Origin of the sequence: Paraburkholderia caffeinitolerans, from assembly GCF_902859945.1 — a bacterium.
GTDB classification, from domain to species: domain Bacteria; phylum Pseudomonadota; class Gammaproteobacteria; order Burkholderiales; family Burkholderiaceae; genus Paraburkholderia; species Paraburkholderia caffeinitolerans.
Genome location: NZ_CADIKL010000009.1, coordinates 15,969 through 33,421 on the forward strand (window position 1 = coordinate 15,969; position 17,453 = coordinate 33,421).

Consider the following 17,453-nt stretch of genomic DNA (forward strand, 5'->3'; position numbering starts at 1 on the left):
CTCAGGCGCCGGTCGAGCCGGACGGACCGGCCGGATCGGCCGGATCGACGGGCGTGCCCTCGACGGTCTGGCGCGCCTCGTCGACGAGCATGACGGGAATGCCGTCACGAATCGGATAAGCGAGCTTGTCGGCGTTACAGATCAATTCCTGCGCGGCGCGGTCGTAGCTGAGCGGGCCCTTGCAGATCGGGCAGACCAGGATTTCAAGCAGACGTGCGTCCACGGAGTTTCTCCACAACCAGGGTAATGAGGCGATGATCGAGCGCGGCTTCGACGGGGACGACCCAGATGCGCGCGTCGTTCCAGGCCGCTAATTTTACGGCATCTTTTTCGGTGACCAGGATGGCGTCGGCCGCGACTTCGCTAAATGGATTCGTCGCGTAGTCGAAATGGTCGGGCAGCGCGAGCGTTTGCGGTGCGAGGCCCGCCGCGCGCAGGGTCGCGAAAAAACGCTCCGGCGAACCGATGCCGGCGGCCGCCACGATGCGCTGTGGCGGCTGACTGGACGCGCCGCCGGGTGCGCCTGCTGCCGCGAATTGCTTGAGCGGCCGGCGCAGGTCGGGATTCGCGAGATGCCAGGCTTCGCCGGGCTCGAGCTTGAGCGCGAAGGTATTCGGCCAGTCGGGCAGCGCGCGCTCGAACGGATTGTTGACCAGCGTGGCGTCGCGCCGCCGCGAGAGTGGCTCGCGTAGCGGCCCGGCGGGCAGCAGAAAGCCGTTGCCGCCTAGCCGGTGATCGAAGACCACCAGCTCGGCGTCGCGCGCGAGACGGTAGTGCTGCAGGCCGTCGTCGCTCACGATGGCGTCGACGTCGCGGTGCGCTGCGCACAGCGCTTGCGCCGCCGCAACGCGGTCGGGCGAGACCCAGACCGGCACGCCGGTGCGGCGCGCGATCAGCAGCGGCTCGTCCCCACACGCGCGGGCGGGCGTGTCCGCCGTCACCGGCGTGGGGCGCGGCACTTTCGCGCCGTAGCCGCGCGACACGACGCCGGGGCTGAAGCCGGCGGCGCGAAGTGCCTCGACGAGCGCGATCACCGTGGGCGTCTTGCCGGTGCCGCCCACGGTCACGTTCCCGACCACCACGACCGGCGCAGCCACACGCACAGACTTGAACCAGCCGGCCGCATAGGCTGCCCGGCGCGCGCCACTCACGGCGGCGAACACGACGGAAAGCGGCGCGAGCGCCCAGGCGAGCGCGCCGCGCTGCTGCCACTCGCGCGCAAGGCCTGCTTCGACGCGCGCTTTGAGATCGGCAACGGGGCCGCTCATCGGCGTGTGCGGCATGCGGGCCTTGTGTGCGAAAGACACGAAAGACGCCGGAGGCTGACGGGCAGAACGGACATCGGAGCGGTTCTCCAGTTCGAGGCAGGCGCCGGAATGAATGGCAATGGGCGCCGCAGGGAAAGCAAGGACGGCTCGCTGTCGTGTCCGCTGTTGCGCGCTGTTGCGTCATATCGCGTCGCGAAAGGGCCGTCGTGAACCCGGCACTCTAGCGCGGGTGAGCAGCGGGCGGCAAGCTGCGTGGCCACGCGACGGCGTGAAGCCGATGGTGCCGAGACCAATTTCAGGCGAACGGCGCGTCTGTGGATAACTTTGTGGAAAAGTGAGGTGCGGGTAGCCGCAAAAGCCCGCTCGTGGGCCATCTCATCGGTGTAACTCTTTGTTATAGAGATAAAAATCCTATGTAAATCAATCGGATAGCGTATTTTTTCAGTGCTTTTTACGGATTCGCAACCAATATGTCACATGACGGAGTCGATGTGGACACTTCGCGGCCGTTGTTTCATGGGAGCGCTTCCCGCTGGACTGCCATACCCCGAACGGTCTATCGTCTGTCCGGGCTATTTTCCGGGTTGTTTTCAATCCATCGTTTATTTACGTCCTGCTCATGAATTCCGACCGCTTTTCTTCCGCGCCGGGCGGCGACGTCGTCGTCCCGGTTTCGGCGCTCAACCGCGCGATCGCTTCCATGCTCGAACGTTCGTTTCCGCTCACGTGGATCTCGGGCGAAGTCTCGAATTTCACGCGCGCCGCGAGCGGGCACTGGTATTTCTCGATCAAGGACGCGCAGGCGCAAATGCGCTGCGTGATGTTCCGCGGCCGCGCGCAATACGCCGAGTTCACCCCGCGCGAGGGCGACCGCATCGAGGTGCGCGCGCTCGTGACGATGTACGAGCCGCGCGGCGAGGTGCAACTGAACGTCGAGGCGATCCGGCGCACGGGGCAAGGGCGTCTTTTCGAGGCGTTCTTGCGCCTGAAGGCGCAACTGGAGGCTGAAGGGCTGTTCGATGCCGGGCGCAAGCGCGCGTTGCCCACGCATCCGCGCGCGATCGGCGTGATTACCTCGATGCAGGCTGCCGCGCTGCGTGACGTGCTCACGACGCTCGCGCGCCGCGCGCCGCACGTGCCCGTGATCGTTTATCCGGCGCCAGTGCAGGGCGCGGGTTCGGCGGAAAAGCTCACGGCCATGCTCGATGCCGCGAACGCGCGTGCGGAAGTGGACGTGATCGTGCTGTGCCGGGGCGGCGGCTCGATCGAGGACCTCTGGTCGTTCAACGATGAGACGCTTGCGCGCGCCATTGCGGCGAGCGCGATTCCCGTGGTGAGCGGCGTGGGCCACGAAACCGATTTCACGATCGCCGATTTCGCCGCCGACGTGCGCGCGCCCACGCCCACCGCCGCCGCCGAACTCGTGAGCCCGCAGCGCGCGCTGCTGCTGCGCGAACTGGACCAGCGCCACGCCGCGCTCGCGCGGGGCTTCGGCCGCCTGATGGAGCGCCGCGCGCAACAGCTCGACTGGCTCGCGCGCCGTCTCGTTTCGCCGGGCGAGCGGCTGGCGCAGCAGCGCACGCATCTGCGCCAGTTGGCGATCCGGCTTGCGTCGGCGGGCTCGCGCACGACGGCGCAGGCGCGCGCGCAATTCAACATCGCGCAGATGCGCTGGCGGCGCATGCGCCCCGACGCTTCGGCGCAGCGCGTGCAGGTAGAGTCGCTCGCGCGGCGTCTCGACAGCGCGTTCGCGCGGGGACGCGAGCGTGAAACGGTGCGGGTTGCGGGGCTCGCGGCGCGCCTCGAAGTGCTGAGCCCGCAGCGCACCTTCGAGCGCGGCTACGCGGCGCTGCTCGACGCGCAAAGCGGCGCGGCGGTGCGCTCGCCAGGCGCGCTCAAGCCGGGCAAGCGCCTGACCGTGCATCTCGCGCAGGGCAGCGCCGATATCGCGCTCGCCGACGTGCAGTCGCGCCTTTCTGAAGACTTTTGAAGCGGGCGCGGCGTTTGCTGGGATGTGGGGCGGATAGCCATATAACCGCCATGCAAGCGCCGCAAAATCGGCGCGAAAGCAGCGTGAAAACGACACGAAATCCCGGCGCAAAAGTGCTGCGTAACCGATGATCGGCATAATGTCCGCGCGTTTGCGGGGTTATTCCAACTCGCCTACAATCGGGTGCTCCATGCCGGCGAATTTGTAGAACTCCACGCAGAACTCCCCATAACACGACGAAGGAACCGCATCATGTCATTTACGCTCCCGCCGCTGCCGTTCGCGAAGAACGCTCTTGCCCCGACCATGTCGGAAGAAACGCTCGAGTTCCACTACGGCAAGCACCACCAGGCCTACGTCACGAATCTGAACAACCTGATTCCGGGCACCGAGTTCGAAAACCTCTCGCTCGAAGAGATCGTCAAGAAGTCCTCGGGTGGCGTGTTCAACAACGCGGCCCAGATCTGGAATCACACGTTCTTCTGGAACAGCCTCTCGCCGCAAGGTGGTGGCGCACCGTCGGGCGCGCTCGGCGACGCGATCAACGCGAAGTGGGGCTCCTTCGACGCGTTCAAGGAAGCCTTCACGAAGGCTGCAGTCGGCAACTTCGGTTCGGGCTGGACGTGGCTCGTGAAGAAGGCAGACGGCTCGCTCGACATCGTGTCGACCAGCAACGCCGCTACGCCGCTCACGACGGATGCCAAGCCGCTCCTCACGATCGACGTGTGGGAACACGCTTACTACATCGACTACCGCAACGCACGTCCGAAGTTCGTCGAAGCGTTCTGGAACATCGCAAACTGGGAATTCGCTGCGAAGAACTTCGCGTAAAGCGCAGTCCCCCAGTTTTGCTGTTGCGCCGTTCGGCTCGAATGGCGCAGAAAAAAAGCCCTCGATGTGAATCGAGGGCTTTTTTGTTTGCGGCGCCCGTCCACCTGTCCATTGCCACAAGGCGGGTTGCGCGTGCGTTGGATCTCAGCGCGGCACCGCTTCGCCGCGAGATGTGAGTACGCGGTCGATCAACCCATATTCGGCCGCCGCTTCCGCGGACATGAAATGATCGCGGTCGGTGTCGCGCGCGATCTGCGCGATGTCGCGGCCCGTGTGCGCAGCAAGCATCGTGTTCAGACGCTCGCGCAGAAAGAGCACTTCGCGCGCCTGAAGCTCGACATCGGCGGCGGTTCCCTGGCTGCCGCCCGAGGGTTGGTGGATCATGATGCGCGCATTCGGGAGTGCGAAGCGTTTGCCGCGCGCGCCGGCGGCTAGCAGAAATGAGCCCATGCTCGCTGCGAAGCCGGTACACAGCGTGGAGACGTCGGGCTTCACGAACTGCATCGTGTCGTGGATTGCGAGGCCATCGTAGACGGAGCCGCCCGGCGAGTTGATATAGAGGCTGATGTCCTTCTCCGGATTCTCGGCTTCGAGAAACAGCAACTGCGCGACGACGACACTCGCCGTCTGCTCGGTCACCGGTCCGACCAGGAACACGATGCGCTCGCGCAAGAGGCGAGAGTAAATGTCGTAGGCGCGCTCCCCGCGCCCCGAGGTTTCGATGACGGTCGGCACAAGACTGAGCGCGCGCGGCGCGATGGTGGCTTGATGCTGGACGTTGGAATGCATGAAATTCCTCGCATGCGGGTAAATGGGTGAAAGGGCGCGGCGTGGTTGCGCGGTTCCCTCACCAAGACGTGCGGCGCGCGTCGCGTGTGACAAAAATTTTTTTGCGCGAGACTGTCACATCGGCGCGCTGGCGATCGTCTTGCGGGCGAGGGGCGCATGTAGCGCAGGCGAAGCCATGCGAACAGATGCGAAGCGGTGCAAAGAGGAGCGAAGCGAATGACCCAGGTGATCGACGAAGTTAGCGACGAAATTGGCGTGCAGGATCTGCGCGACGCGCGCGAGTTCGAGCGGGGCGAGGTGGGGTTCGAAGCGCCGCCAGGACTGCCAGACGGCGCATGGAGCGAGAGCCGCCGCGCCGCCGTCTTCGACCAGGAGCGCGCGCGGCTGCTGGCGTTGGCCACGCGCGTGCTGGGCAGCCGCGCCGAGGCGGAAGACGTCGTGCAGGACGCATGGTTTCGCTGGCGCGAGGCCGATGCCCAGGCGGTCCGCGTGCCGCAAGCATGGCTCGCGACGGCCACGGTGCGCCTCGCGATCGACCGGCTGCGCAAGCAGCGCCGCGAGCGCGCGGGCGAACGCGAAGCGCCCGGCGCCGCGCCGTGGCTGGACGACGCCGCGCCCTCGGCGGAAGAGGCGGGCCTGCGCGCCGCGCGTCTCGCGGACGGGCTGCTGATGTTGCTGGAGCGGCTCGGGCCGCTAGAGCAGGCCGTTTTCGTGCTGCGCGAGGCGTTCGACTGCGACTACGCCGAGATTGCCGCGCTCACGGGCTGCACGCCCGTGCATTGCCGCCAGATCGTGCGCCGCGCGCGGGTGCGGCTGGTGCGCGAGCAGGCGTCCAGATCCATGAAGCCCGCCGACGCGGCGCAGCACGCGCTCACCGTCGAGCGGCTGCGCGAGGTGCTTCACGCGCAGGACCGCGTGGGCTTGATGGATCTGCTGGGCGTGACCGCGACGGCGCTGGCGAGCGCGACGACGGATGCGATGATGAATGCCGCGGCGGGCAGGCCATTTACTCGTGCCGGAGCTGCGGGCGCGCCCAGCGTCGTTCATGCGCCGGTACGCAGCCTGCGTACCGAGTCGCTCGTGCTCGACGGCGAGCCGGGCGTCGTGCTGGTGGCGGAGGATGGCGAACTGGCCGCATGGCTGCACATCGGCGAGACCGACGACGGGCGCGTCACGCCCGTGGTCTGTGTAGCCGCGACGGCGGGCTCAAGCGCCTTGCGGGCGGCCAACTGTGCGTTCGGAGGGGCGGCGGTGCGCTCGCTGCTGGCGGGCATCGCCCAATCGCTCGCGCCAGCCTGAGCGCCCGGTGTTACCGGGAAGCGGCGTCCCAGTTGATGTCGACGCACAGCACTTGCAGGCCATGCGCCGTCTGGGCGGCGACAGAGGCGGTCACGCACAGGTGCGCCTCGTTGATCGAGAGATACGGCGGCGTGAACTGCACGCTGCCGGGCGCCTTCATGGCCCCGATGAAATAGGGCCGGCGTTCCCAGCTCGCGCCCTCGGAATGCAGGAGTGGCCTGAAGCGCTTGGCGCGAGGCGTTGCGCGCCCGTCGGGCAGCACGTTGTCGCCGATCTGGCGGCCCGAGGCGTCTAGCAGGAAGCTGCGTGCGGTATCGGCGAGCCCGAGCAGCGGCTGCGAGACGTCGGCCATGCTCGCGCCCGCAGCGAGTTGCGCTGCCGCCGCTTCGAGCGCCTTCACGTAAGGCGCGAGGCGCGTGCACTGGGTCTTCTCGCGCGCGCTCACGCGTTCGCGCAGACGCGCGGAGAGATCGTCCATCAGGCGCGCGGCGGTCGCGGGCGGCACGGGCTCCACCTCGGGGCGCGCGAAGTACGCGCCCTGCACGAAGTCGGCGTTGCTTTCGAGCGCGATCAACGCGTCGCGCTCGGTCGCGAGACCGCCCACCAGCACCAGTTGGCCGGACTCGTGCAGCATCGAAACGAGCCCCGGCAGCACACGCTCGATGTGCGCATGGCGGCTCGCCTGGGCGAGCAGGCTGCGATCGAGCGTGACGATATCGGGTCGTAGCTGCCACACGCGATCGATGTTCGAATGCTTGGCGCCGAAGCCGTCGAGCGCGATCACGAAACCCGACTTGCGCAACGCGTCGATGATCTCCGCGAAGCGCGAATTCTCGCCGCCCGCCTGTTCCGAAACTTCCAGCACCACGCGCTGCGGCTGTAGCCCGAGCGCCTTGATGCCCGCGAGCAGCGCGTCGCCATAGCTCGTGTCCATCAGCGCGGCGGGGTGCAAGCTCAGGAATAGCCATTCGTCGTGCGAGTCGAAGGCGTTGAAGTTGCCCAGATGCAGCGATTCCGCGAGCCGGCCGAGTTCGAGCAGATCGCCGCGCCGCGCGGCTTGTGTGAAGACCTCCTGCGACGGCACCTGTCCGCCTTGCTCGTCGTGCGCGCGCAGCGAGGCGTGGTAACCGATCGCCCGGCGGTGGGCGACCGAGAACACCGGCTGGAACACGCTGAACACGGTGTAGCCGCCGTAGAGCACGGTGCGTCGCGCGCCTTCTTCGCCCGCGACGGGGCGTGACTGAAAGCCGGGAGGATCGAGGTCGATCATGCTGGTCATGGAGCTGGGTGGCGCGCACGACAGGCCGCGCGCGAATCTCGAGTTTACATTACTGGATAGCCGTGCAAAAAGTATGCGCATTCAGATACATGGCCGCTCGGGCCATGCGCGCGGGATAGCGGCTATTTCGAGACTCGCTTCGATGCCCCGTTGCGGGGCCATGCGTGGGGCGGTCCCGCACTCGCGCGGCGCGTGTGCACCGCTGCGGTGCGCACGCGGGCTATCGAGCGGCCAGGCGGCGCGCCTTGGCGTCCCGTGCTATCAGGCGCGCTCCGATGGATCGGTCTTTTTTGCCGTGCGGCGCACGTCGTCGGAGAGCTGGGCAAAGATCCACGACGAGGCCGCCGTGATGATCCCCACGCACACGAAGGTCGCGTGGAACGCCGGGATCACGCTCGAGCCGCTCGCATGGCGGATCAGGCCGGTGAAGGTCGTGAGCAGCGCGCCCGCGACCGTCACGCCGAGGCTCATCGAAAGCATCTGCACGAGCGAAAACAGGCTGTTGCCGCTGCTCGCGCCGCCCATGCCCAGGTCCTTGAGCGTGAGCGTGTTCATCGCCGTGAACTGCATGGAGTTCACGCTGCCGAACACGGCCAGTTGCACGAGGCGCAGCCACAGCGGCTCGGCCGGCGTGGAGAGCGTGAAGCTCGCCATCATGAGACCCACCAGCACCGTGTTGGTCACGAGCACGCGCCGGTAGCCGTGGCGCGTGATGAGATGTGTGACGAGGCGCTTGGAGAACATGCCCGCCGCAGCCACCGGCAGCATCATGAGGCCCGCTTCGAATGGCGTGTAGCCGAGCGCGACCTGCAGGAGCAGCGGAATCAGATACGGCATCGCGCCGCTGCCGATGCGCGCGAACAGGTTGCCGAGCAGCCCCACGCTGAAGGTGTGGATCTTGAAGAGTTCGAGCGAGAAGATCGGCCGCGGCGTGCGCGCCGCGTGCAGCCCGTAAGCCACGAAGGCCGCAAGCGAAACGATCAGCATCACGAGCACGGTTGCTTGAGGAATGCCTAGCTCCGCACGTCCGTCGAGCGCGAGGGAGATCGTCAGCATGCCCGTGACGAGCAGCAGGTAGCCCGGCACGTCGAATTTCGGCGTATCGGGGTTGCGGCTGTCGGGCATGAAGATGGCGGTGGCGATGCAGCCCGCCACGCCCACCGGCACGTTGATGAGGAAAATCCAGTGCCAGGAGGCGATCTGCACGAGCCAGCCGCCGAGCGTCGGGCCGATCAGCGGGCCGATCAGGCCTGGAATCGCCACGAACGACAGCGCGGGCAGATAGCGCTCGGCGGGAAACGTGCGCAGCACGGCGAGGCGTCCCACCGGCAGCAGCATCGCGCCGCCCACGCCCTGCACGATGCGCGCGAGCACGAGCTGGTTCAGCGTGTGCGCGCTCGCGCATAGCAGCGAGCCGATCGTGAAGACGAGGATCGCGCCGAGAAACACGCGCCGGGTGCCGAGCTTGTCGGCGAGCCAGCCGGAGACGGGGATCATCACCGCCATCGTCAGCGAATACGCGATCACCACCGATTGCATGCGCAGTGGCAATTCGCCGAGGCTCGTGGCCATCGCCGGCAGCGCCGTGTTCACGATGGTCGAATCGAGCGTCTGCATGAAGAAGCCCGTGGCGACGAGCCACAGCATCACGGACAACTTGCGTGCGGAAGGCGTAGGGGTGGGGCTGGGGTTGGGGTTGGGCGAGGCGGCGGATTCGGGCATGGGAGAAGGCGGGCGCGCAGGCGGTGGCTGGCAGCCGCCATTGTAGTGAACCCGGCGATATAGCGACGTAGCGGCGTGCCCCTGCCGTTGCGCGATACGGCAAAGCGGCGCAGCCAGGGGCTTGGCGCGCGAGGCGGATTACCCCGGAACGCGAGCAGCCGCCGCGAAAAACGCCTGTGCGCGCGGGTCCTGCGCGAACGCCACGTTGATGCGCAGCCACGGGCTCGGCTCGCCGTGGGGCCGGAAGTGGCTGCCCGGCGACGCGCTCACGCCGAACGGCTCGCCGCAGGGCACGAGCCGGGCCGAGTCGTCCACGTGGGGCACGCGTGCCCAGATGAACTTGCCGCCGCTCTGCGCGTAAGCGCGAGCGCCGCTTTGCGCCCCGTTGGATCCGGCGAGCGGCCCCGCGAACAGCTCCCAGCCGTGCTCTTCCAGCGTGCGCGAGGCGGTGCCGAGCGCTTCGGTCAGGCGGCGGCGCAGCCGCTCCAGATGCTTGCGGTACGCGCCGCGCTCGAGCAGCGTGGCCACCACGGCCTGGGTGAAGCGCGATCCGCTGAGGCTCGTGAGCGCCTTGATCGAGGCAAGGTCGCGCACGATCGCCGGATTCGCGACCACATAGCCGACGCGCAGCGACGACGAGAGCGTTTTCGAGAGCCCGCCCACGTAGATCACGTGTTCGAACTGGTCGAGTGCGGCGAGGCGGTCGCTGGGCTCGGCCTGAAAGTCAGCGTAGATGTCGTCCTCGACGATGGTGAAGCCGTGCTCGCGCGCGAGTTGCAGCAGGCGGAACGCGACCGGCGGCGAGACGATGGTGCCGGTCGGGTTTTGGAACACCGTGTTGATGAAGAACGCACGCGGGCGATGCTGCGCGAGCAGTGCATGCAGATGCTCGAGATCGGGCCCGCTCGTCGTGCGCGTGACGCCGACGATCCGCACGCCGTGAAGCTTCAGTAGTCCGTACAAATTGAAGTAACCCGGGTCTTCCACGAACACGGTGTCGCCGGGCTTGAGCATGTAGCGCATCAGCAGGTCGATGCCTTCGCTCGCGCCTTCGGTGATGAGGATCTGCTGGGCGTCGGCGGCAATGCCGAGCGGCGCGAGCCGGTTGCGCAGATGCTCGCGCAGCGTGGCGTCGCCGAGCGGCGAGCCGTAATCGACGAGACTCGACGGGTCGGTGCGCGAGACGTGACGGATCGCCTGGCCGATCGCGTCGATGTCGCGCCACGCCTGCGGGATCGAGCCGCTGTCGAGCTGCAGCGTCTCGCCGGGCCGGTTGAGCTGGGTGAGCACGTGGCCCGATTCGTCGGCGGCGTTCGAGAGGTCGCAGGTGCCCATGCCGGACAGCCCGAGCCGCGCGTGCTCGCTCACGTAGAAGCCCGAGCCGTGCCGCGAGTCGAGATAGCCGAGCGAAACCAGCCGGTCGTAGGCCTCGATCACGGGAAAGCGGCTGATGCGGTAATCGGCGGCGAACTGGCGGATTGAGGGCAGGCGCGCGCCCGGGTGCGCGCCGCGCGAGCGGATCCAGGTCTGCACGCCGGCGACGATCTGGTCGGTGAGCGGGACGCCGCTGGCGCGGTCGAGTTCGAGTTTCATGCGGGCCTCGCTGGGAACTGCCGGGGTTGTCCGGGCGTTGCGTGAAGACGGCTGAGGGACGATCAAGTGTTCAGTTTTTTCACTGCACAGTTCCGGATGAACTGTTCGGAACTGTGCATGGGATCGCCCCGCGCTGACCGTAATAATGCTCTAACCGGGAAGGCCCTTCAAGCCTCTGTCACACGCGATCTGTCGAGCGTTGGCGGCGGCATTGGCGCCGGCCCGCGAGTCATCATCAAGGAGCACGGCAATGCGCGAAATCCGTATTTTCGAACTGGAGCACGGCGAGCCCGCCGAGACTTGGCAGCTCGCGCAGGCAATGCAACTGCATGTGAGCGAGGGCGAGCTTTGGCTCACGCTCGGCGGCGACGCGGACGATTACTGGCTGCGTGCCGGCGAGTCGATTCGACTTCCCGCGGGTGTGCGTGCGTACCTGAGCGCGGGGCGCGTGGGGGCGCGCTTCATGCTTGCGCTCGGCGGGGCATCGGCAAACGACGCGCGCGATATGCAAGCGGCGCCGGCGGCGGCATTGCCGCGGGGGCAGGGCGCGCGTGGGTTTGCGGGGTGGCTTGCCCAGGCGCTGCGCGAGTGCTCGACGCGATTGCAGTGGGGCGCGCACGCGGCGGGTTGAGCCGAGTTGAGCCGAGTTGAGCCGGATTGAGCCGTGGTTGGGCTGTGCTTGAGCCGCGCTTGGGCCGCGTTTGGGCTGATCCGCTCGCGCCGCCTTAACGCTCGTCGCCGGATTCGCCCGCGAACTTGCCCACATAACGGGCGCGCGGCCGGATCAGGCGGCCATCGGCGTTCTGCTCCAGTGCGTGTGCGATCCAGCCCGTCACCCGCGCAGCCGCGAACAGCGTGAACGCCGCGCCGCGCGGCAGGGCGAGCACGCGCTCGATGGCCGCGAGCGCGTAGTCGAGCGTGGGCCGCGCGCCGGTGGTTTCCGCCACGGCGTGCGCGAGCGCATCGACTTCATCCATCGGCGAGCGGGCACTCGCGTGTTGCGCGAGCAGGTCGAGCAGCAGTCGCGCGCGCGGATCGCCGCCCGGGTAAAGCGGATGCCCGAAGCCCGGCAGCTTCGGCGTTGCGCCGAACTCGTCCGCCGCGAGCCGCTGGGCGAGATAGCGGTGCAGATCATCGGCGTGCGCGGCTTCGTCGAAGAGCGCCGCCACGCGCGTGGTCTCGCCGCCATGGCTCGGGCCGCCGAGCGCTGCGAGACCTCCGGCCGCCGCGCCGAATAGATGCATGCCCGTCGAGGTAATACAGCGCACCGTGAAGGCAGAGGCGTTGAGTTCGTGATCGGCGCACAACACGAGCGCGGCGCGCAGCAGTTCCGCCTGCGCGCGCGAGCGCACGCCCCACGCATGCGCGAGCTGGCGGTGCAGTGGCTCGCTGGACGGGGCCGCACCGACTAGCGCGGCGGCCAGCAGGCGCATCAGTTGCGTGCCGGTTTCGAGTTGCGCGTCGCGGCCTTGGGCCCAGATGCGCGGCATTTGCGCGGCGGCGGAAGGCAGCAGCACCAGCGCTCGCTCGAGTGGGGAATGCGCGCTCCAGAGCTTGAGCCACGCCGACCACTGCGCGACGGCGATCGGCGCCGCGCTCGCTTCCAGCACGCGGCGCGGTGGGCATTCCCAGAGCAGCGCCGCGACCTCTTCGAGCGAGGCGTGACGCGCGAGCGCGATGGCGTCCTGGCCGCGATAGAACAGCTTGCCGTCCGCGATCAGCGTGATCGACGATTCGAGCACCGGCACGCCCCAATCGAGCACTTTCTGCGCGACCTTGCCCGCGCGCTTGCCGTCGGCCTTGCGGCGCGCGAGGCGGCGGACTTCGGCGGCGGCGTAGCGGCGCGATTGGGGCCGGCTTGGGTGGTCGCTCGGGGGGGCGTTCTGGCGCCCGCTGTCGTTGGCGGCGTCGGCGGGCACGGAGGTGAGCATGCCTCGGCTCACGTAGGCATAGAGCGTAGCCCGGCTGATGCCGAGCGCAGCGGCGGCTTCGGCCGCGGTCATATAGCTGGACATGGTGGCGCGCCTCGTGAAACCGGAAAAATCGATCTATGTTGATCATCATAATCAAGATTGATCCGATGACGAGCGCGCACTTACCCTTGGGACATCTTTTCCAGGCCCCGACAGGACGCAAGCCATGACACCCCGCGACGCGCTCGAGCACCTCTGGATGCTGGCCCATCCCCACGACAGCGCCGCAACGCATCAGGCGGCATTCGACACGGTCGACATCGAAGGCGACGATCCCGGCCTGCCTTCGGTGTTTCGCATCGGCACGCTAGCGGCGGCGAGCATCGGCGCGGCGGGGCTGGCCGCGGCGCGCCTTCACCGGCTGCGCGGCGGCCCGGAGCAGCGCGTGGGCATCGACGTGCGCCGCGCGCTCGCGGCGTTTCGCAGCGAGCGTTATCTGAGCGTCGATGGCGGCGCGCCGTTCGAATTGCGCCATCCGGTCACCGGATATTTCGAAACGCGCGATGACCGCTGGATCCAGTTGCATGCGAACTTCGCCCACCATCTGCACGGCATCCTGCGCGTGCTCGGCTGTGGCGAGCGCCGCGACGACGTTGCGCACGCGATCCGCACGCATTGGGACGGCGCCGCGCTGGACGAGGCGCTCGCGCAGGCGGGACTGTGCGCGGCGCTCGTGCGCACGCCGCGCGAATGGGCCGCGCTCGAACAGGCGCAGGCCGTGGCGAGCCTGCCGCTTCTTGAAATCGAGCGCATCGGCGATGGCGATGATGGCGCGCCCTTGCCGCGGCACGGTGCGCGTCCGCTCGATGGCGTGCGCGTGCTCGACCTCACGCGCATCATCGCGGGGCCGGTGGCGGGGCGCGTGCTCGCGCATCACGGCGCCGACGTGCTGCTCGTCAACGGCCCGCATCTGCCCAACATCGCGCCGCTCGTGATCGACAACGGGCGCGGCAAGCGCTCGGCCACGCTCGACTTGCGCGAGGCCCAGGACCGCGCGCAACTGCACGCGCTGGTGCGCGACGCCGATGTGTTCCTGCAAGGCTACCGGCCCGGCGCGCTGGCGGCGCACGGTTTCGCGCCCGAGATGCTCGCGCGCGAGCGGCCCGGTATCGTGTGCGTATCGATTTGCGCGTACTCGCATCGCGGGCCGTGGCGCGAGCGGCGCGGCTTCGACAGCCTCGTGCAGTCGGCGAGCGGGATCGTCTGGGCAGAGAGCGTGGCGGCCGCGCACGGCGGCGTCATGCCGGCCACAGAAGCGGATGCGTCAACCGGCGCATCGGTCTGCAAGCCGTTCGATGCGCTGCGCCCGCTGCCTTGCCAGGCGCTCGATCATGCGACTGGCTATCTCGCCGCATACGGGGCGATGGTCGCGCTGGCGCGGCGCGCGCAGGAAGGCGGAAGCTGGCACGTGCGCGTTTCGCTCGCGCAGACGGGCCGCTGGCTGCAGACGATGGGCACGCTCGCGCAAGGCCAGCGCGTGCCCGACGTGTGTGCGCAAGATCTCGCGGATTGCTTCGAGGAGATGGATACGCCGTTCGGACGCGTGCGCGCCGTGGCCAGCGCCGAGCGGCTCGAACGCACGCCGGCGTTCTATGCGCGCCCAAGCGTGCCGATCGGGACCGATGCGCCGCACTGGGCCGCACGCAGTGGGCCACGAGAAGCGGGGTAAGCGGTGCGGTGAGCCGCTGTGTGAGCGCGGCGCGCATCCATGCACGCCGCTTTGCTTCTTGCCTTATTTGCGCAACTCGGCGACGAAGTCGTAGTAGTCGTTGCGGCAGTAGGTGTCGGTGAGCTCGATGGCGCGTTGATCGGCGGTATAGCCCACGCGCGTGATGAGCAGCAGCGCTTCGTTCGGCGCGATGCTCATCTGCTGCGCGATTTCCTCGCTCGCGTTGACCGCGCGAAAGTGCTGCAGTGCGCGCACGATCGTGAGGCCGCGCTGCTCGAGGAAGCTGTAAAGCGAATCGCCGATGGCGCCCGGGTCGGGGATCAACGCGGCGGGGAAGGTCGAGTTCTCGACGGCCATGACGATGCCGTCGGCCAGACGCAGACGCTTCAGCCGCGTCACGGCGGCGGCGGGCGAAAGGCCGAGCTGAATCACCTCGTCGCGGCTCGCGGGCTGAATCTCGCGCGAGAGCCAGCGTGAACTCGGCGTGAAGCCGCGCTGGCGCAGCATTTCGCTAAAGCTCGTGAGACGCGAGAGCGGATCTTCATAGCGCGGCGTGATGAAGCTGCCCGCGCCCTGGGTGCGACGGATCATGCCTTGCTCGACCAGCAGCGCGATGGCCTTGCGCGCAGTGATGCGCGAGACGCCGAGCGCGTCGGCGAGCACGCGCTCGGAGGGCAGCGCCTCGCCGGCGGCCCAGCGGTTCTCGTGAATGGCATCGGTCAGCTTGCGTGCGAGCTGCAGATAGAGCGGCGTGTCGTTGTCCGGGTCCGGGCGCAGGCCGCGCCAGCGGTCTTCCGTGGAGGCGTTCATGGGAGGCAGGCGTGAGAAGCGAACGGCAATTTTATGCCAAGGGCGGCGCGGCGAGGAAATGATGGACTTACTCGCCGGCACATGGCCCGGGGCCACGCGAGGCGATACACTGGCCGTTTGCTGCAAGCGCGGATTCGCGTGAGGCCGCGAACAAAGGCCCGGCTTGGGCGCTTTGCATGGGACAGGAGACTACATGACAACGGATATCGCCAGTATCGCGCTGCCCGGCGGCGAACGCATTGCGAAGCTCGGGCAGGGCACGTGGGAAATGGGTGAGCGGGGATCGCGCAAGGCCGACGAAATCGCCGCACTGCGCGAAGGCGTGGCGCTCGGCATGACGCTCGTCGACACCGCCGAAATGTACGGCGACGGCGCGACCGAAACGCTCGTCGGCGAAGCGCTGCAAGGGCTGCGCGAGGACGTATTTCTCGTCAGCAAGGTGTATCCGCACAATGCGAGCCGGCGCGGTGTCGAGCGTGCCTGCGAGGCGAGCCTGAAGCGCCTGAACACCGACCGGCTCGATCTATATTTGCTGCACTGGCGTGGCGGCGTGCCGCTCGAGGAAACGGTGCAAGGGTTCGAGGCGCTCGTGCGCGCGGGCAAGATCCGCTACTGGGGCGTGAGCAACTTCGATACCGAGGACATGGAGGAGCTCTTCGAGGTCCCCGGCGGCGACGCCTGCGCGATCAATCAGATTCTCTACAACGTCGCGCGGCGTGGCCCCGAGTACGACCTGCTGCCCTGGGGCAGCGCGCACGGCATGCCGCTGATGGCGTACAGCCCCGTCGATCATGCGCGTCTGCCGAGACGCTCGCCGCTCGACGACATCGCGTCGCGGCATGGCGTGTCGATTTATCAGGTGGCGCTCGCGTGGGTGCTGCGCCAGCCCAACGTCTGCACGATTCCGAAGGCGGGGCGCGTCGATCACGTGCGCGACAACCGCGCTGCGCTCGACCTCGTGCTGAGCGCCGAGGACCACGCGACGCTGGACGCGTACTTCAAGCCGCCGCGCAGCAAGCGGCCGCTGGAGATGCTGTAGCGCGCGGGAAAGGCCTGGACAGGCCGGGAGAGTGCGGAGGCTTCCGGCCACCGGCGGCGGCGCCCGGCCGGGGGACCAGGAGACCGCCGCCGTGATGCCTGGAATGACGCGACCGGCCGTCGCGCCAATTCGGAGTGGTTGCGGCGGCATGCTCGCACCGCCGTGCGAACTCAATGACCGCCGCCTTTGCCGCCACCGGAACCGCCGCCGTACCCGCCGCCCGGGCCGCCCGACGGTCCCCCCTTGCCGAATCCTCCACCGAAGCCACCGCCGAAACCGCCTCCGAAGCCTCCGCCAAAACCTCCGCCGAACCCGCCCGATGGGCCGCCTGAAGGTCCACCTGAAGGTCCACCCGAAGGGCCACCGTGAGCGCCGCCGCAACCGCATCCGCTCGATCCGCCACCGCCGTTGTTTCCACCACCGCCGTTGCTTCCGCCACCGCCGTTGCTTCCGCCGCCGCCGTTGCTTCCGCCGCCGCCGTTGCTTCCGCCGCCGCCGTTGCTTCCGCCGCCGCCGTTGCTTCCGCCGCCGCCGTTGTTTCCACCGCCGCCGTTGCTGCCGCCACTGCCGTTGCCTCCACCTCGGCCGCTGCCACTACCACCGCCCGAGTTGCTGGAGCCGCTGGTTGCGCCGCCGACGCCCGAACTGCCGCGGCCAGATCCCGACCCCGCTCCCGAACTGCTTCCAGCGCTTGTCCCTCCCGTACCTCCAGCGCTCGCGGAACTCGACGCAGGCCCGTTGCCGCCGCCGCGACCGCAGTTGCCGCTAGTGCCTGCGTAGCATTTCTTCGGCTCGAACACGAAGGCGGCATCGGCTGCCGCGCCGGCCGGGTCCGTGGCGGCGGTATCCGCGCCCGTCGCATTGCCCGTGGTGCCCGACATAGTCGACTTGGGCGCGGGATTTCCCGGCGACGCGCCTTCGACCGGCATGTCGGCGTCAACCGTGCCGGCCGCGCCGCTCGCAGGCAGCGCGGCGTCGGCGACGATCACCCAACTCGGAGCCGTTGCGTTATCGGCGGCATGGGCATCGACGGCAGGCAGAAACACACTCGCGCCCGCCGCGCCGATCGCACTGATTGCACCGATCGCAACAATTGCGAGCCCCCGACCAACCCCGTAGCAGTGCTTATAAAAAGCTGCTTTGTTCATTTCTTCCTCCCGGGAAGCGATAGCGTGTACCCGCTTCGCTTCT

Annotated in this window: 15 protein-coding genes; 6 read left to right on the forward strand and 9 right to left on the reverse strand. The window is 68.2% G+C overall.

What is annotated here, in order from left to right:
- Position 1 precedes the first annotated feature (1 nt).
- The gene (locus HV773_RS11055) at positions 2-223 is read right to left on the reverse strand and encodes a Trm112 family protein (protein ID WP_129562688.1); all 222 of its coding nucleotides are present in this window, start codon (positions 221-223) and stop codon (positions 2-4) included.
- On the reverse strand, positions 204-1,268 hold the full coding sequence (gene lpxK / locus HV773_RS11060) for a tetraacyldisaccharide 4'-kinase (protein ID WP_129563384.1): 1,065 nt from the start codon (positions 1,266-1,268) through the stop codon (positions 204-206). The genes HV773_RS11055 and lpxK overlap by 20 nt, the downstream gene beginning before the upstream one ends.
- A 619-nt stretch (positions 1,269-1,887) precedes the next feature.
- On the opposite strand from lpxK, the gene xseA reads away from it, so the two are divergent.
- On the forward strand, positions 1,888-3,258 hold the full coding sequence (xseA, locus tag HV773_RS11065; protein WP_129562687.1) for an exodeoxyribonuclease VII large subunit: 1,371 nt from the start codon (positions 1,888-1,890) through the stop codon (positions 3,256-3,258).
- A gap of 252 nt (positions 3,259-3,510) precedes the next feature.
- Positions 3,511-4,089 carry a superoxide dismutase [Fe] gene (sodB, locus tag HV773_RS11070; RefSeq protein WP_035522111.1) on the forward strand — a complete coding sequence of 193 codons (579 nt, stop codon included), beginning with the start codon at positions 3,511-3,513 and terminating at the stop codon, positions 4,087-4,089.
- A 144-nt stretch (positions 4,090-4,233) separates the two neighbouring features.
- Here the strand turns inward: sodB and clpP are convergent, their stop codons facing one another.
- A complete protein-coding gene (gene clpP, locus HV773_RS11075; protein WP_129562686.1) occupies positions 4,234-4,878 on the reverse strand; it encodes an ATP-dependent Clp endopeptidase proteolytic subunit ClpP in 645 nt (214 codons plus the stop codon).
- A 216-nt stretch (positions 4,879-5,094) separates the two neighbouring features.
- On the opposite strand from clpP, the gene HV773_RS11080 reads away from it, so the two are divergent.
- Positions 5,095-6,177 (forward strand): sigma-70 family RNA polymerase sigma factor, encoded by a 1,083-nt coding sequence (locus HV773_RS11080; RefSeq protein ID WP_129562685.1) that lies wholly within the window; start codon positions 5,095-5,097, stop codon positions 6,175-6,177.
- 10 nt (positions 6,178-6,187) lie between these two features.
- Here the strand turns inward: HV773_RS11080 and HV773_RS11085 are convergent, their stop codons facing one another.
- From HV773_RS11085 to HV773_RS11095, 3 genes are all read right to left on the reverse strand, one after another.
- Positions 6,188-7,456: an EAL domain-containing protein gene (locus tag HV773_RS11085; protein ID WP_129562684.1), complete on the reverse strand. Its 1,269-nt coding sequence runs from the start codon at positions 7,454-7,456 to the stop codon at positions 6,188-6,190.
- 261 nt (positions 7,457-7,717) lie between these two features.
- Positions 7,718-9,103 (reverse strand): multidrug transporter subunit MdtD, encoded by a 1,386-nt coding sequence (gene mdtD, locus HV773_RS11090; protein WP_129563383.1) that lies wholly within the window; start codon positions 9,101-9,103, stop codon positions 7,718-7,720.
- 213 nt (positions 9,104-9,316) lie between these two features.
- Entirely contained in the window at positions 9,317-10,771 is a 1,455-nt protein-coding gene (locus HV773_RS11095; RefSeq protein ID WP_129562683.1) for an aminotransferase-like domain-containing protein, read from the reverse strand.
- Between the two features lie 250 nt (positions 10,772-11,021).
- Here HV773_RS11095 and HV773_RS11100 point away from each other — a divergent pair, with 250 nt between their 5' ends.
- Complete coding sequence (locus HV773_RS11100) at positions 11,022-11,402, forward strand: DUF2917 domain-containing protein (RefSeq protein WP_129562682.1); 381 nt, start codon at positions 11,022-11,024, stop codon at positions 11,400-11,402.
- A 94-nt stretch (positions 11,403-11,496) separates the two neighbouring features.
- Here HV773_RS11100 and HV773_RS11105 read toward each other — a convergent pair whose 3' ends face one another.
- Positions 11,497-12,786: a citrate synthase gene (locus HV773_RS11105; protein WP_129562681.1), complete on the reverse strand. Its 1,290-nt coding sequence runs from the start codon at positions 12,784-12,786 to the stop codon at positions 11,497-11,499.
- A gap of 124 nt (positions 12,787-12,910) precedes the next feature.
- Here HV773_RS11105 and HV773_RS11110 point away from each other — a divergent pair, with 124 nt between their 5' ends.
- On the forward strand, positions 12,911-14,413 hold the full coding sequence (locus tag HV773_RS11110) for a CoA transferase (RefSeq protein ID WP_129562680.1): 1,503 nt from the start codon (positions 12,911-12,913) through the stop codon (positions 14,411-14,413).
- Positions 14,414-14,476: 63 nt separating this feature from the next.
- On the opposite strand, the gene HV773_RS11115 is transcribed toward HV773_RS11110, so the two are convergent.
- Entirely contained in the window at positions 14,477-15,223 is a 747-nt protein-coding gene (locus HV773_RS11115) for a GntR family transcriptional regulator (RefSeq protein ID WP_129562679.1), read from the reverse strand.
- Between the two features lie 193 nt (positions 15,224-15,416).
- On the opposite strand from HV773_RS11115, the gene HV773_RS11120 reads away from it, so the two are divergent.
- Positions 15,417-16,262 (forward strand): aldo/keto reductase, encoded by an 846-nt coding sequence (locus HV773_RS11120; protein ID WP_129562678.1) that lies wholly within the window; start codon positions 15,417-15,419, stop codon positions 16,260-16,262.
- A gap of 170 nt (positions 16,263-16,432) precedes the next feature.
- Here the strand turns inward: HV773_RS11120 and HV773_RS11125 are convergent, their stop codons facing one another.
- Positions 16,433-17,410, reverse strand: coding sequence for a hypothetical protein (locus HV773_RS11125; protein WP_162497814.1), 978 nt, complete (start codon positions 17,408-17,410; stop codon positions 16,433-16,435).
- Between the last annotated feature and the right edge of the window lie 43 nt (positions 17,411-17,453).

What these genes read in the sequence shown, in the direction of transcription:
- lpxK (WP_129563384.1), bottom strand. Translation starts at nt 1,268, where the DNA reads ATGAGCGGCCCCGTTGCCGATCTCAAAGCGCGCGTCGAAGCAGGCCTT.
- xseA (WP_129562687.1), top strand. Translation starts at nt 1,888, where the DNA reads ATGAATTCCGACCGCTTTTCTTCCGCGCCGGGCGGCGACGTCGTCGTC.
- sodB (WP_035522111.1), top strand. Translation starts at nt 3,511, where the DNA reads ATGTCATTTACGCTCCCGCCGCTGCCGTTCGCGAAGAACGCTCTTGCC.
- clpP (WP_129562686.1), bottom strand. Translation starts at nt 4,878, where the DNA reads ATGCATTCCAACGTCCAGCATCAAGCCACCATCGCGCCGCGCGCGCTC.
- HV773_RS11080 (WP_129562685.1), top strand. Translation starts at nt 5,095, where the DNA reads ATGACCCAGGTGATCGACGAAGTTAGCGACGAAATTGGCGTGCAGGAT.
- HV773_RS11085 (WP_129562684.1), bottom strand. Translation starts at nt 7,456, where the DNA reads ATGACCAGCATGATCGACCTCGATCCTCCCGGCTTTCAGTCACGCCCC.
- mdtD (WP_129563383.1), bottom strand. Translation starts at nt 9,103, where the DNA reads ATGCTGTGGCTCGTCGCCACGGGCTTCTTCATGCAGACGCTCGATTCG.
- HV773_RS11095 (WP_129562683.1), bottom strand. Translation starts at nt 10,771, where the DNA reads ATGAAACTCGAACTCGACCGCGCCAGCGGCGTCCCGCTCACCGACCAG.
- HV773_RS11100 (WP_129562682.1), top strand. Translation starts at nt 11,022, where the DNA reads ATGCGCGAAATCCGTATTTTCGAACTGGAGCACGGCGAGCCCGCCGAG.
- HV773_RS11105 (WP_129562681.1), bottom strand. Translation starts at nt 12,786, where the DNA reads ATGTCCAGCTATATGACCGCGGCCGAAGCCGCCGCTGCGCTCGGCATC.
- HV773_RS11110 (WP_129562680.1), top strand. Translation starts at nt 12,911, where the DNA reads ATGACACCCCGCGACGCGCTCGAGCACCTCTGGATGCTGGCCCATCCC.
- HV773_RS11115 (WP_129562679.1), bottom strand. Translation starts at nt 15,223, where the DNA reads ATGAACGCCTCCACGGAAGACCGCTGGCGCGGCCTGCGCCCGGACCCG.
- HV773_RS11120 (WP_129562678.1), top strand. Translation starts at nt 15,417, where the DNA reads ATGACAACGGATATCGCCAGTATCGCGCTGCCCGGCGGCGAACGCATT.
- HV773_RS11125 (WP_162497814.1), bottom strand. Translation starts at nt 17,410, where the DNA reads ATGAACAAAGCAGCTTTTTATAAGCACTGCTACGGGGTTGGTCGGGGG.